Origin of the sequence: Marinovum sp. 2_MG-2023 (assembly GCF_030548265.1) — a bacterium.
GTDB lineage: Bacteria > Pseudomonadota > Alphaproteobacteria > Rhodobacterales > Rhodobacteraceae > Marinovum.
Map to the genome: position 1 here is coordinate 287,605 of NZ_JAUOSD010000003.1, position 14,508 is coordinate 302,112.

A 14,508-nucleotide genomic window follows, 5' to 3' on the forward strand; every position below is an offset into this window, starting at 1 on the left:
TTTCATTTTGCGACCAAAGCTGGTCGAATTTGCCGCAATTCGGCCCAATTGGCCGTTGGCCATCACACTCCGCAGGACAGGCTGTTGCGCCTCAATCCGCTCATGGATTGTGCGATTACCTTGTAATGCTTTGAATTTGTTGGTTTTAACTTTGGTCTCGGGATGCGGTCACGCCCCGGCCAGGCGGTTTTGACATGGCGCAATATTTTTTGCCGCCTTCGGCAACAATAGCCGCAATTCGCCCTTAGTACCTCAAATTTAGGGCCAATTTAACGGTCAAAAAGGCAGGACTTGATCTTACCGGGTCGGGACCGACTGGTCATTGAACCGGATTACTTTGTGGGGGCACAATAATGCCAATAGCAAGTGAGCTGAATATCAGCACAGACGCCGATGCACTGACGATGGCGAACACCATGTTCGGTGAAGGGGTCAGCGTGGTTTCAGCCAGCTATAATGGCGATGCGGCCGCGTCCGGAACCTATACGGGCGGCAAAGCGACCCTGGGGGAATTGAGCCCCTCTGACACGGGTGTGATCCTGTCCACAGGCAAGGCCCGCGACATCACCAACAGTGACGGCTCTGCCGACACCAACACCGCCGCCAACACCGGCACGAAAATGGCCGATGGCGTCGACGGCGATGCCGATCTGGATGCGGTTTCGGGGCAAAGCACATTTGACGGCGCGTTCCTCTCTGCGGTGTTCGTTCCCGAGGGTGACACGCTGACCATGCAGCTTGTGTTCTCGTCCGAGGAATATCTGGAATATGTCAGCAGCAGCGTGAATGACGCGGTCGGGATCTGGGTCAACGGCACCTATATGCCATTGGATACCGGCAACGGCGCGGCGACCGCGATTGCCATCGACACGATCAACACCACCGCCAATCCCAACCTCTATGTCGACAATCCAGAGGCCGAAGATAACTATAACACCGAAATGGACGGTGCGACCGTGGTGCTGTCGATCACCGCGCCGGTGAACAAGGGCGAAGAAAACGACATTCGCATCGGTATCGGCGACGGCGGGGACAAAGTCTATGATTCCAACCTGTTGATCATGGGCAATTCCGTGCAGGCGCAATCTGTTGCGGTGAATGATGATCTGGCGCAGGGGCCGAACACCACCCAGGTGCATGACATTCTGTCCAATGATGACAATACGGAAGATCGCGATCTGACGATCACCCATATCAACAATCAGGCGGTGAACCCCGGGGATACCGTGACCCTGAACACCGGCGAAGAGATCACGCTTAACCCTGATGGCACGGTGTCGATCCTGACCGATGGTGACATTGGTGACTCGACATTCACCTATTCCACCGTCGATGACGAGGGCACACCGGCCACCGGATTTGCCACCATCACCACCACCAATAATCCGCCGGATTTCATTGTCAAAGGCACCGGAGATGCCGATCTGATCGACACCAGCTATGTGGGCGATCCCCAAGGCGACATGATCGACAATTTCGACCATTCCGATGCGTCGAATGATGACATGGTACATGCCGAGGGCGGGGCGGACAGCGTTCTTTCCGGGCTGGGCGATGACACCGTGTTGGGCGGGGCGGGCGATGACACCATCGATGGCGGCGCAGGCGATGATTCCATCGAAGGCGGCGACGGCCGCGACAGCCTTTTGGGCGGCGAAGACAACGATCTGATCTATGGCGGAACCGCCAATGACACGATCGACGGTGGCGAGGGCAGCGATACAGTCTATGGCGGCTTTGAAAATGACGTTGTCGGCGGCGGCAGCGGCAATGACAGCCTCTATGGCGACGAAGGCAATGATACGCTTTTGGGCGGATCGGGGTCTGATACGCTGGACGGCGGGTATCAGGACGACCTGCAACACGGCGGCAGCGGCGACGATACGGTTTATGGCAATACCGGCAATGACACGCTGTATGGCGATGACGGCGACGATTATGTGCGCGGCTCCTATGGCGAGGACGAGCTGCACGGCGGTCTGGGCGACGATTACGTTTGGGGCGGATTCAACGATGATGTTTTCATTGTCGAAGACAATTTCGGCAACGACACATTCGACGGTGACGCCTTTGACGAAATTCACGGCGACACGCTGGATCTGTCGGCCACCACCACCGGGCTGAGGGTTGATCTGACCGGTTTGAACCCGGAAGACGGCAGTTTCAGCGACGGCACTGACACCGCCGCCTTTATCGAAATCGAAAACCTCGTTCTGGGGGGTGGCAATGACACCATTGCCCTTGGCGATTTCAGCGGAACCGACAGTGTTCAGGGCTTTGCCGGACCAATCGACAACGGCGATGGCACCTTTACCGGCGTCGATGTACTGGATGTATCAGAGCTGACCTCGGACGGCGGGACAACGCCGGTGCATCTGGGGGATGTGGGTGTCACGGACGACGGGTCGGGCAATGCGGTGCTGACCTTTACCGGCGGTGAAAACCTGACATTGGTCGGCATTTCGCCTGCTGTGGCCAACAACCCGGCCTGGCTTAACGCCATTGGCATTCCGTCGGATGGCATTCTGACCGGCACCGGGGCCGACGACACCATTGTCGCCGACACTTGGGTCGACGAGGATCTTGACCAGGTTGACAACAATGACGGTCATCTGCCCGGCGAAGGCCCGCAGGACGACATCATCAAGGCCGGTGGCGGCAATGACTCGGTCCATGCGGGCGCGGGCAACGACGATATCGAAGGCAGCTTTGGCGATGACACGCTGGATGGCGGCGCGGGCGATGACAGTATCCTCGGCGGCAGTGGCGAGGATGTCATCACCGGCGGCAGCGGCGACGATACATTGTCGGGGCAGGACTCGGCTGATGTCATCACGGGCGGGGCCGGCCGCGATTTCATCTCTGGTGGCGAGTCTGAGGATAGTCTTCGCGGCGGGGCAGGCGGCGACACGATACAAGGTGACGAAGGCCGCGATACAATCGACGGTGGCCTGGGCAACGATAGCCTGTCCGGCGGCGACGATCAGGATCTGATCACGCTGGCCGCCGACCAGGGCAGTGATACAATTGATGGCGGCGCTGGCGGGGTCGATCAGGATACGCTTGCCTTGACCGACACGCTGGGGGCCAATGTCGTGCTGACCGGGGACGAGGCCGGCACCGTGACCACCGGCACCGGCAGCGCAGAATTCACCGAGATCGAGGCGCTGCACCTCGGGGCGGGCGATGATACGCTGGATGGGGCTGGTGACAGCACCGGCATGTCCATCGACGGCGGCGCTGGCGCCGACAGGCTGAGCGGCGGGGCGGGTGCAGACCGTATTCGCGGCGGCGATGATGCCGACACGATCATTGCCGGGCGCAATGATACCGTGGATGGCGGCGCGGGCGGGGATGACAACGACACGTTGATTGTGAACGGTCCGGCGGCGATCACCTTTGATCCACTTGATTCCGAACGCGGCACTGTCACCTGGGACGACGGCGAAACGCTGGTCTTTCGCGATATTGAAAATGTCGAATATATTCCGTGCTTTACGCCCGGAACCGTGATCAAGACCTTGCGCGGCGAGGTGCCTGTGGAACATCTTCGGGTCGGGGACCGGGTTCTGACCCGCGACAATGGCTATCAGATGATCCGTTGGGTTGGCTCGCGCAGTCTGAATGCGACACAGCTGGCCGCGCGCGCGGCGCTGCGCCCCATTCGGATCTCGCAGGATGCGTTGGGGCCGGGCATGCCGATGCGGGACATGATGGTGTCGCCGCAACACCGGGTCTTGATCAACAGTGCGGCGGCGCAGATGTGGTTCGGCGAAGAAGAGGTGTTGGTCGCGGCCAGTCACATGACCTGTCTGGATGGGGTGTCACGGGCCGATGATCGCGACGGGGTCACCTATATTCATATCCTGTTTGATCAACACGAAGTGGTGCTCAGCGATGGTCTGTGGTCGGAAAGCTTCCAACCCGGCGACATGACTCTGGCGGCATTGGACGGTGATCAACGCGACGAGCTTCTGGCATTGTTCCCGGAGCTTGCGGCGCAGGTGGATCTGCATGCGGTCTATCCGGCTGCGCGCCCCGCGCTCAAGTCGCATCAGGCGCGGGTCATGTTGATGAGCTGACGGTTTCGGCGATCGCGCCGAACACTCGGCTGGACGGGCTGAGCGCTGCCTCTCAGCCCCCGCCCTGGGCGGTCTGTGCTGCTCGCCAGACCGCCCAATCTTCGGGCGTATCCAGATCGGTGCGGGCCTTTTGACCGGCCAAGGGCACCAAGACCCGCGATTGGGCATGCCGCGCGATGATGTCACGCGCGCCCAAATCGCCCGTCAGCGTCGAAAATTCACCAAAAAGCGCCCTGCGGAACAGCACCGGATGACCCGGCGTGCCGTCGGCGCAGCTTGCCTGCACCACCAATGCGCCCGGCGACTCGCCCGCCATCGCAATCAGCGCGGTAAGGTCGTCGCGGTTGATATCCGGCATATCCGGCGGCAGGACAATCGCGGCATCGGTGGCCGCGGGCAGGGCGGCCATCGCGGTGCGCAGGCTCTCTGACATGCCGCGCGCGGCATCCCGCACCACCAACCGGCGCACTGGCACCTCGGCCAGGGCGCGTGCACGCGGGTGGTTTTCGTCCGGCAGCGTGACAATGACCGAAAGCCCCGCCGCCAACCCGCGAAGCGCCATGGCGCGCAAACAGGGCTGGCCGCCGACATCCTCTAGCAACTTGTCCCGTCCGCGCATCCGGCTGGATTGCCCGGCAGCGGGCAGGATCAGAGCGGTCAGCATGTGCGGTCCTTTCGACGGTTTGACCTCAGACTAGAATGGATTGTCTGCTCTGTCAGCCTCGGCCTTTGGAAAGGCAAATATTGGCCGCGACACCCGCACGGGCAGGGGGCGGACATTACAATGGTGGGGCGCAAAAATACTTGCTCTGGCGTGTTGCGGTGGGCTCATCCCTATGACAAAAGCGACCTATCGTATGTCGCTTTTGATGCCAGTAGCGCCGTATCCCTTGGCGAGAGCCTGAAAAATTCCGATAGCTTGGCCATATGGGTGCCAATTGGGGTGACGGCGGATGTTGATCCGCAATTGGCCTGTCTGCCAAGCCATGGTTTCAGGCATCGACACGGATACCCGACCGCCGGAATGTGCGGTCAACATGGCGCATTCGCCAGCCGATTTGCGCCAGCACGCCGATCAAAGCGACCAGAGAAAATGGAAACAGGAGGTCACCAATGACCGACACCAGCAATACCCAAGGGATACCCGATCCCGAGGGGCATTCCGAAATCATCGAGACCGATTATGAAATCGGTCAAGACAATCTGGAGACCCGGATCGGGCCGTTGGGTGTGGATATTCACAACCCGGTGTTTCTGATCTCCGGGCTGTCGATTGTTGCATTCGTATTTTACGCCTTGGCGCTGCCCGAACAGGCCAGCGCGGTTTTTGGCTGGCTTCGCCCCTGGCTGACCAGCACCTTTGACTGGTTTTTTCTGGGCGCGGCCAATTTCTTTGTGGTGTTTTGCCTTGTTCTGATCGTCCTGCCGATTGGCAAGGTCCGGCTGGGCGGCGAAGATGCGGTGCCGGATTATTCCTATATTGGCTGGTTCGCGATGCTGTTTGCGGCCGGCATGGGCATTGGCCTGATGTTCTTTGGCGTGTTGGAACCGGTCTATCACATGGCAATTTCCGAACCGCTCGGCGTGGCCAGCCCGATTGGTGAAGACGGTGCCATCATTGCCGAAAACGTCGATGCGGCGCGGCGCATGGGGTTGGCGGCCACGATCTATCACTGGGGTTTGCACCCTTGGGCGATTTATGCGGTTGTGGCGCTGGCCCTTGCTTTGTTCACCTATAACAAAGGCTTGCCGCTGACGATCCGGTCGGCGTTTTACCCGATCCTGGGCGAACGCGTCTGGGGCTGGTGGGGCCATGTCATTGACACATTGGCGGTTTTTGCCACGCTGTTTGGTCTGGCGACCTCTTTGGGGTTTGGCGCACAACAGGCCAATGCCGGTCTGAGCCATGTGTTTGGCATCGAGGTGTCGATCACGGTTCAGGTTCTGTTGATCACCGCGATCACCGCAATTGCACTGGTGTCGGTGCTGCGCGGGTTGGATGGCGGCGTGAAACTGCTGTCCGAAGTCAACATGGTGATTGCGGCGCTGTTGTTGTTGTTCGTGTTCTTTGCGGCGGGGCCGGGCGGTATTCTGTCGGATTTCATCGGCGGTATTTCGGAATACGGCAAAGAGATCTTTGCCTTGTCCAATCCGATCGGACGCGAAGACACCGGGTTCATGCATGGCTGGACCACCTTCTATTGGGCGTGGTGGATTTCCTGGTCACCTTTTGTCGGCATGTTCATTGCCCGCGTCAGCCGGGGCCGCACGGTGCGGGAATTCGTGATCTGCGTTTTGATCATCCCGTCAATGGTCTGTGTCCTGTGGATGGCGACATTCGGTGGCGCGGCAATTGATCAGGTCCTGAGCGACCCGACCACCAGCGCGGTCAAGGCCCAGGTGATCGACGCCTATAACCCGCCAATGTCCCTGTTCGCCATGTTGGACGGTCTGCCCCTGTCCAGCATCACCTCGGTGATTGCGATTGTGTTGGTGATCGTGTTTTTCGTGACCTCCTCTGACAGTGGCTCGCTTGTGATCGACACGATCACGGCGGGTGGCAAAGTGGATGCGCCGGTGCCACAGCGGGTGTTCTGGTGTGTGTTCGAAGGCGCGGTGGCGATCGTGCTGTTGATCGGTGGCGGATTGGCCTCGCTTCAGGCGATGGTGATTTCGACCGGCTTGCCGTTCACCATTGTCCTGTTGCTGATGTGCTGGGCGATCTTCAAAGGCTTGTTGGCAGAACGCAAATAACCTTGCATCCTGTGCATGATCTGGCGTCCGAGGGAGCGATTTGCCCCCTCGGGCGCTTTTTTCGTTTTGGGCCTTGCTGTCGGCATGTACTTTGCCTGCCATTGTCCTACATCCGCTCGATTGAACCGGTTGGGTAAAGGAGACGGCATTGACAACGATCCTGTGGTTTCGGCGCGACCTGCGTCTGAGCGATCATGCCGCGCTGACGGCGGCCTGTGCTGCCGGGCCGGTGGTTGCGGTTTTCATTCGCGACGCAACGGTCGATCAACTGGGCGCAGCCCCGGCCTGGCGGCTTGGTCTTGCATTGGAACATTTGGCACAGGCACTGGCGGCACGCGGTCAACGGTTGATCCTGCGATCCGGGCGTGCCGAGCAGGTTCTGGCCGAACTGGTCGCCGAGGTTGACGCCAAACGGATCTATTGGACGCGCTGTTACGATCCCCAGAGCCGCGAACGCGACACAGAGATCAAATCCCGGTTCCGCGCAAAAGGGATCGACGTCCGCAGTTTTGGCGGCACCGTCTTGTTTGAACCCACCACCGTCGAGACCAAGACCGGCGGGCCGTACAAGGTGTTTTCACCCTATTGGAAAACGGTAAAGACCCGCGACGTTGACGCGCCGCTGCCAGAGCCGGGCAAGATCCCGCCGCCGGAGACATGGCCCGAAAGTGCAAATCTGGCGGATTGGGCGCTTGGCGCGCGGATGCGGCGTGGCGCGGATGTGGTGCGCGCGTATCTGCATCCCGGCGAAACCGCCGCGCAGAACCGGTTGGCGGAATTTGCCGGTGACAGTATCGCCTTGTACCACCAGCGCCGTGACCTTCCGGCGGTGGATGGAACCTCTGGTCTGTCCGAATATCTGACCTACGGAGAGATTTCGCCACATCAATGCTGGCACGCCGGTCTGCGCGCCCGCGAAGAGCACAGCCAAGGCGCAGAGGCCTTTCTGCGCGAATTGGCCTGGCGCGATTTTGCCACCCATCTGATGGTGCATTGGCCGGACATGCTGGACAGCAATTGGCGCGCGGGATGGGACAATTTCGCCTGGCGCGAGGATGAGAGCCTGCCTGAAGTGATCGCATGGCAACAGGCGCGCACCGGGGTGCCGCTGGTCGATGCCGGTCTGCGCGAAATGTATGTCACCGGGCGGATGCACAACCGGGTGCGTATGGTTGTGGCATCCTATTTGACCAAACACATGCTGGTGCATTGGCGCATTGGTCAACGCTGGTTTGGCGAATGTCTGACCGACTGGGATGCGGCATCAAATGCCATGGGCTGGCAATGGGTGGCGGGGTCCGGGCCGGACGCCGCGCCGTATTTTCGGGTGTTCAACCCAGAGTCTCAGGCCAAGAAATTCGACCCCAAAGGTGCCTATGTCCGCCGCTGGATTGCCGAGGGGCAGGCCAATCCGCCCGCCACTGCGCGGGCCTATTTTGACGCGATCCCGAGAAGCTGGAACATCACGCCCGGTGATCTTTATCCGGCGCCTGTGGTTGGGCTTGATGCGGGACGCAAACGGGCGCTTCTGGCCTATGAAAATCGCGGGTTCTGAGGGTCGGTTTTGCGGCATGGCGTTGCCGCTTCGCATCTGGTGTGGGGGGAAGTGCCGTCGCGGCCTTGCGCCGGAAGCGCGGGCAACGATAACTGGACGTTAACGCCAGAGTCCCCAAGGAGGCCCGCGAGCAGATGCCAACCATACCCAAGCTTGTCGCCGCGATATGTTTGTCGATCACGGCCTATCTGGTGTCCAAAATGGTCATGCAGGTCATGCCGGAAAGCACCGATTTCGGGATCTTTCTGCCGCTGAATATGGTCATCGGCTTTTTGACCGGCTGGTTCTACACCGGCCGTTTGGCCACCACGCGACTGGCCGAGGCGGTCAGCTATGGTCTGACCGGGGCGGCGGTGATGACCTTTCTGGCGTTGTTCACCCAATCGTCCAATGAAATGATGCGTCTGGCCATGCGCCACCGGTATGGCGGCCCGGTCGAAGCGGTCGCCGCGGTGTTTCAGATCGGCGTCGACTTTGCCGCCGAGGTGTTTACCACCGATATGGTGGTGACATTGGCGGTTGGCGGCATTGTCGCGGGCGTGCTGACCTTGCTTGCTTCGAAACGTTGGAAATAAACCATGCCCGATTTGTTTTTCTACGGCACCCTGTGTCATGTGCCGTTGCTGGAGCGCGTCCTGGGACGGTCTGCGGCCGCGATTGACCTGATGCCCGCGCAATTGCCGGGATGGTCGGTGCATTGGGTGGCGGGGCAGGGGTTCCCGATGATCCAGCAACAGGACGGTGCCCTGACCCCGGGCCAATGGGTCGCGAATCTGAGCGCCGAAGATCTGGCGCGGCTCGATCATTATGAAGGCGGATTTGACTATAGCCTGGAGCCGATGACAATCCGCACCGAAGATGGCGCAGAACGGTCGGCTTTGGTGTTCTTGCCTGCGGCCAATCGCTGGACTGCTGGCGCGCCCTGGCATCTGCCGGATTGGGTGGCCCAATTTGGCGATGTGACGTTGGAAGCCGCCGAAGAAGTGATGGAGCGTTTCGGCGTGACCTCGGCCCGGGATATGGATCGGCTTTTCCCGTGGATTCGGGCGCGCGGTTGGGCCCGGTGTCTGGGACGCAGGCCTGCGCCCAGCACGTTGCGCCGAGCGCCGGATGCGTCTGCGGTGGAAATTGGCACGCAACGTGCCGGGTATGACGGCTTTTTCCGGATCAAGGATTTCGACATCCGCTATCGTCAATTCGATGGCGCCCAAAGCCCGGAAATCTCGCGGGAAACCTTTGTGGCTTATGATGCGGCACAGGTGCTGCCCTATGATCCGGTGACCGACAAGGTGATGGTGATCGAACAGCTGCGCTTTGGCCCGATCTGGCGCAAGGACCCGGCCCCTTGGGTGCTGGAACCGATTGCCGGGCTGGTGGATGCCGGCGAAGACCCGGCGGATTGTGCCCGTCGCGAAGCGGTCGAAGAGGCCGGCCTCACGCTGGGTGATCTGCGCCTGATCAGCCGGATCTATGCCTCGCCCGGTTATTCCACCGAATTTTTCCATTGTTATCTGGGGCTTTGTGATCTGTCGGATCACACCGGCGGGGTTGCGGGGCTGGCGCATGAAGCCGAAGACATCCGCAGCCATGTCATCAGCTTTGATCATGCGATGGATCTGGTGACCAGTGGCGAGGTCAATGTCGGGCCTTTGGCAATGATGCTGCTTTGGCTTGCACGCCATCGTGAGGAACTGCGCGGTGCTGCCGGCGTCAGGCACACTTGAGTTCACGGGCCACGGGGCCTACACAAACACAACATTTTTCAAGGAGGGTCACCCCCATGCGCACCGCATCCGATCTGGCCGACGCCGTTGGCAACACCCCGCTGATCAAGCTGAACAAAGCCAGCGAGATGACGGGCTGCACCATTCTGGGCAAGGCCGAATTCATGAACCCCGGCCAATCGGTCAAGGACCGCGCCGCCCTGTTCATCATCCGGGACGCGGTACAAAAGGGGCTGTTGAAACCTGGCGGCACAATTGTCGAAGGTACGGCCGGCAATACCGGCATCGGGCTGGCGCTGGTTGGCGCGTCGATGGGATTCAAGACCGTGATCGTGATCCCCGAAACCCAGAGCCAGGAAAAGAAGGACATGATCCGTCTGGCCGGGGCGGAACTGGTGCAGGTGCCGGCGGCCCCGTATCGCAACCCCAACAACTATGTGCGCTATTCCGGGCGTCTGGCCGAAGAAATGGCACGTCGCAGCAACGAAGGCGTGATCTGGGCCAATCAGTTCGACAATACTGCCAACCGGCAAGCCCATATTGAAACCACCGGCCCCGAAATCTGGGAACAGACCGGGGGCAAGGTGGATGGTTTTGTGGCGGCGGTTGGTTCCGGCGGCACGCTGGCCGGTGTTGGCATGGCCTTGCAACCCAAGGGGGTGAAAATCGCCCTTGCTGATCCCGATGGTGCGACGCTACACCGGTTCTACACCACCGGAGAGCATAAATCCGAAGGTGGCTCGATCACTGAGGGGATCGGCCAGGGACGGATCACCGCCAATCTTGACGGGTTCACCCCGGATTTCAGCTATAATATTCCCGATGCCGAAGCGCTGCCCATCGTGTTTGACCTGCTCAAGGACGAGGGGCTTTGCATGGGCGGATCAACCGGCGTCAACGTCGCCGGCGCGATCCGTTTGGCACGCGAGCTGGGACCGGGCCACACCATCGTGACCATTCTGTGTGACTATGGCACGCGCTATCAGTCCAAATTGTTCAACCCGGACTTCCTGAAGTCCAAAGGCCTGCCAACGCCGGATTGGCTGACCCGGTCGCCGGCCTCGATCCCTGGTGTATTCGAGGACGTCTGATGTCTTTTATCCGGTTTAGGCCTGCGGTCCTGTTGGCGCTGGTCACAGTCATTTTCATGTCGTTTGGCAGCCATCCGGTTGCGGCACAGGAGCTTTCGGTCGAAGTGCCGGATGTGATGTCGCAGGCCGGAACCTCGTTGCCGGATGGTCAAGGCCTGCCGGATTATGACGCCTGGAACATCCTGGCCAGCCGTGCCGAGGCCGCCCTGGAAAACGGCCGTGCCTCGGACAGCGCGTTTGAATCCCTGCGTGCCGAAATCGTATCCTGGCGGGCAAGGTTTCTGGCCGCGCAGGATGTGAACCAATCGCGCATTCGCACCCTCGAATCCCAGGTCGCCGCCTTGGGGGCGGCACCGGCAGAGGGCGAAAGCGAACCTGAGGATGTGGCACGCCGCAGGGCAGCGCTGAATGAACAATTGGCCCAATTGCGGGCGCCGATTCTGAATGCGGAAGAGGCCTATAACCGGGCCAACGGCATTATTGGCGAAATCGACAGTCTGATACGGGCGCGTCAGGCAGACAAATTGTTCGAGGTGGGCCCGCTGCCTGTTCTGCCGGAAAACTGGCAAATCGCCTATGGCGAATTGGTGGATGCCTGGCGCGGGGCCGCCAACGAAGTGCGGAAATCCTGGGGCTCGGATGTGCGTCAGGCCGAAATCCGCAGCAATCTGCCCTTGGTGTTGATGCTGCTGCTTGTGGCGCTGATTCTTTTGATGCGCGGGCGCGGCTGGGCCCGCAATGTCGGCTCCTGGATGCGGCGGAAATCCAAACGGGGCGGCGCGGTCTTTGCGTTTCTGGTGTCGGCCGGTCAAATCATCCTGCCGTTGATCGGGCTTTATGCGCTGACAGAGGCGATTTTTGCCACCGGCATTCCCGGCGTGCGGCTGACGTTGCTGTTGGAAAAACTGCCGGTCTGGGGGATTGTGATCCTTGGGCTGCGCTGGATGACAGAGCGGCTGTTTTCCCAGCACGACGGCGATCGAATGTTGCCAATGGCGCGCCAGCAACGCACCGAAGCGCGCACCTACGCCAGCCTGCTGGCGATATTGCTGGTGGCGCGCGACGCAATCACACAATTTTCCGGTGTCGAAGGGTTTTCGGTTGCGACGCTTGCGGTTGTTGATTTTCCGGTCATTGTTCTGACTGCGCTGATCCTGTTCCGTTTGGGACAGTTGATGATCCATCATATCCGCTTTGACAGCGAAAATGCCGAGCGTGCGGTGCGCGCCCGTGTGGTCGGTTTCCTGGGCCGCATTGCCATTCTGGTGTCGATTGTTGCGCCGGTTCTGGCGGCCACGGGATATCGCACCGCCGCGGAAACATTGCTCTTTCCGGCGGTGACCACGCTGGCGCTTCTGGGGCTGATCGTGATCCTGCAACGGTTCACCAATGATCTGTACCGGTTCTTGATGGGCCAGTCCGAAGAAGAGGCCGACAGCCTGATCACGGTATTGATCGGTTTTATTCTGGGCATCATGGCGCTGCCGTTCCTGGCGTTGATCTGGGGCGCGCGGGTGGCCGATCTGACAGAGCTGGCCACCCGTATCGGCGAGGGGTTTGCCGTCGGAGACAGCCGCATTTCCCCCACCGATTTCCTGGTGCTTCTGGTGGTGTTTGTCATTGGCTATATGGCAACCCGCCTGATGCAGGGCGCGCTTAAAAATTCTATCCTGCCGAAAACCGGCATCGACACCGGCGGCCAGAACGCCATTGTGTCCGGTGTTGGCTATGTCGGGATCTTTGTGGCGGCGCTGGTGGCGATCACCTCTGCCGGACTGGATCTGTCGTCGCTGGCGATTGTTGCCGGGGCCCTGTCGGTCGGGATCGGTTTCGGCCTTCAGAATATCGTGTCCAACTTCGTCTCTGGCATCATCCTGTTGATTGAACGCCCGATTGCCGAGGGCGACTGGATCGAGGTGGGCGGCATTCACGGCACCGTGCGGCGGATTTCCGTGCGCTCCACCCGGTTAGAGACTTTTGACCGCTATGATGTGATCATTCCCAACGCCGATTTCGTGTCGGGGCAGGTGTCGAATTATACCCGCGGCAGCGCGCTTGGCCGGATCATCATTCCGATTGGTGTGGCCTATGGCACGGATACCCGCAAAGTCCAAAAGATCCTGCTGAACATTGCGCGCCATCATGATCAGGTGCTGATGAACCCGGAACCCGGGGTCGATTTTATCGGCTTTGGTGCGGATTCGCTGGATTTTCAGATCCGCGCGGTATTGCGCGACATCACCCAGGGCATGGGGGTGCGGACCGAAATGCGCCACCAGATCGTCGAGGCCTTTGCCGAAGAAGGGATCGAGATTCCCTTTGCGCAACGCGATGTCTGGTTGCGTAACCCCGAAGTGCTGCACACGCCGCCACCTGCGGCAGACGCCAATCCCCAGACCACCCCGAACAGCCCCCAGACGGTACAACAGCCCGTTGCGCCAAAAGCGGCGCCGGACACGGGCGACAACTTGCCGTCTTATGGGGACGGGATCAGTGACGGAGATGGAGATGTGACGCGATGACGACCCGCTTGCTGTTCCGCGAAGACCCCTATTTGCGCGATGCACCGGCCCGCGTGATCGCCCACACGCCAGAAGGTGGCATAATCCTGGATGCCTCGGTGTTTTATCCCACCGGCGGCGGCCAACCGGGCGACAGTGGATTTCTGGTCTGGGACGGTATTGAAATGCCAATTGCCACCACGGTGCTGGGGCCGGGCAGGGAGGTGGTGCTTGTCCCGTCTGAACCTCAGCCCTTGCCCGAAGTTGGCACACATCTGGTGCAATACCTGGATTGGGAACGCCGCCACCGGCATATGCGGGTGCATACGGCGCTGCATCTGTTGTCGGTCGTGGTGCCGCTGCCGGTGACCGGTGGCGCGATCACATCGGAAAAGGGGCGGTTGGATTTCAACATGCCCGACGCGCCAGCCGACCGCGACGTGATCGAGGAGTCGCTGCACCTGTTGATCGAACGTGACCTGCCGGTCTCTGAAACCTGGGTGACCGACGAAGTGCTGGCCGCAACCCCGGAGTTGGTCAAGACCATGTCGGTCAAACCACCGCGCGGGCAGGGCCGCGTGCGGCTGGTGCGGATCGGCAAGGGCGGGGATCAGGTCGACCTGCAACCCTGCGGCGGCACACATGTCGCCCGCACCGGCGAAATCGGCGCGATCCGGCTTGGCAAGATCGAAAAAAAGGGCCGCCAGAACCGCCGGATGAATATTCTGTTCGATGCATGAGAAAACTTTGAACATTCCGGGTAAGTGACCGTATTAGCACTTGAATGTCGGTGTCAGTCGG

The 14,508-nt window shown here is 60.5% G+C and carries 9 protein-coding genes; 8 read left to right on the top strand and 1 reads right to left on the bottom strand.

Annotated features, from left to right (window positions below; translation table 11 throughout):
- Positions 1 to 353 precede the first annotated feature (353 nt).
- Positions 354 to 4,082 carry a Hint domain-containing protein gene (locus tag Q4577_RS06010; RefSeq protein ID WP_303469762.1) on the top strand — a complete coding sequence of 1,243 codons (3,729 nt, stop codon included), beginning with the start codon at positions 354 to 356 and terminating at the stop codon, positions 4,080 to 4,082.
- Between the two features lie 52 nt (positions 4,083 to 4,134).
- Here the strand turns inward: Q4577_RS06010 and Q4577_RS06015 are convergent, their stop codons facing one another.
- Positions 4,135 to 4,746 carry a nucleotidyltransferase family protein gene (locus tag Q4577_RS06015; protein WP_303469761.1) on the bottom strand — a complete coding sequence of 204 codons (612 nt, stop codon included), beginning with the start codon at positions 4,744 to 4,746 and terminating at the stop codon, positions 4,135 to 4,137.
- Between the two features lie 449 nt (positions 4,747 to 5,195).
- On the opposite strand from Q4577_RS06015, the gene Q4577_RS06020 reads away from it, so the two are divergent.
- From Q4577_RS06020 to Q4577_RS06050, 7 genes are all read left to right on the top strand, one after another.
- Entirely contained in the window at positions 5,196 to 6,836 is a 1,641-nt protein-coding gene (locus Q4577_RS06020; RefSeq protein ID WP_303469760.1) for a BCCT family transporter, read from the top strand.
- Between the two features lie 148 nt (positions 6,837 to 6,984).
- Positions 6,985 to 8,391 (top strand): deoxyribodipyrimidine photo-lyase, encoded by a 1,407-nt coding sequence (locus Q4577_RS06025; protein ID WP_303469758.1) that lies wholly within the window; start codon positions 6,985 to 6,987, stop codon positions 8,389 to 8,391.
- Positions 8,392 to 8,525: 134 nt separating this feature from the next.
- On the top strand, positions 8,526 to 8,966 hold the full coding sequence (locus tag Q4577_RS06030; protein WP_303469756.1) for a TrgA family protein: 441 nt from the start codon (positions 8,526 to 8,528) through the stop codon (positions 8,964 to 8,966).
- Between the two features lie 3 nt (positions 8,967 to 8,969).
- On the top strand, positions 8,970 to 10,115 hold the full coding sequence (locus tag Q4577_RS06035; RefSeq protein ID WP_303469755.1) for a gamma-glutamylcyclotransferase: 1,146 nt from the start codon (positions 8,970 to 8,972) through the stop codon (positions 10,113 to 10,115).
- A 56-nt stretch (positions 10,116 to 10,171) separates the two neighbouring features.
- Positions 10,172 to 11,206 (top strand): cysteine synthase A, encoded by a 1,035-nt coding sequence (locus Q4577_RS06040; RefSeq protein WP_303469754.1) that lies wholly within the window; start codon positions 10,172 to 10,174, stop codon positions 11,204 to 11,206.
- Positions 11,206 to 13,728, top strand: coding sequence for a DUF3772 domain-containing protein (locus tag Q4577_RS06045; protein WP_303469753.1), 2,523 nt, complete (start codon positions 11,206 to 11,208; stop codon positions 13,726 to 13,728). Before Q4577_RS06040 ends, Q4577_RS06045 begins: the two co-directional genes overlap by 1 nt.
- Positions 13,725 to 14,447 (top strand): alanyl-tRNA editing protein, encoded by a 723-nt coding sequence (locus tag Q4577_RS06050; protein WP_244686900.1) that lies wholly within the window; start codon positions 13,725 to 13,727, stop codon positions 14,445 to 14,447. The genes Q4577_RS06045 and Q4577_RS06050 overlap by 4 nt, the downstream gene beginning before the upstream one ends.
- The last annotated feature ends 61 nt before the right edge of the window (positions 14,448 to 14,508 follow it).

Coding starts and splice junctions, on each gene's coding strand:
- Q4577_RS06050 (WP_244686900.1), top strand. CDS start 13,725: ATGACGACCCGCTTGCTGTTCCGCGAAGACCCCTATTTGCGCGATGCA.
- Q4577_RS06030 (WP_303469756.1), top strand. CDS start 8,526: ATGCCAACCATACCCAAGCTTGTCGCCGCGATATGTTTGTCGATCACG.
- Q4577_RS06015 (WP_303469761.1), bottom strand. CDS start 4,746: ATGCTGACCGCTCTGATCCTGCCCGCTGCCGGGCAATCCAGCCGGATG.
- Q4577_RS06020 (WP_303469760.1), top strand. CDS start 5,196: ATGACCGACACCAGCAATACCCAAGGGATACCCGATCCCGAGGGGCAT.
- Q4577_RS06035 (WP_303469755.1), top strand. CDS start 8,970: ATGCCCGATTTGTTTTTCTACGGCACCCTGTGTCATGTGCCGTTGCTG.
- Q4577_RS06010 (WP_303469762.1), top strand. CDS start 354: ATGCCAATAGCAAGTGAGCTGAATATCAGCACAGACGCCGATGCACTG.
- Q4577_RS06045 (WP_303469753.1), top strand. CDS start 11,206: ATGTCTTTTATCCGGTTTAGGCCTGCGGTCCTGTTGGCGCTGGTCACA.
- Q4577_RS06040 (WP_303469754.1), top strand. CDS start 10,172: ATGCGCACCGCATCCGATCTGGCCGACGCCGTTGGCAACACCCCGCTG.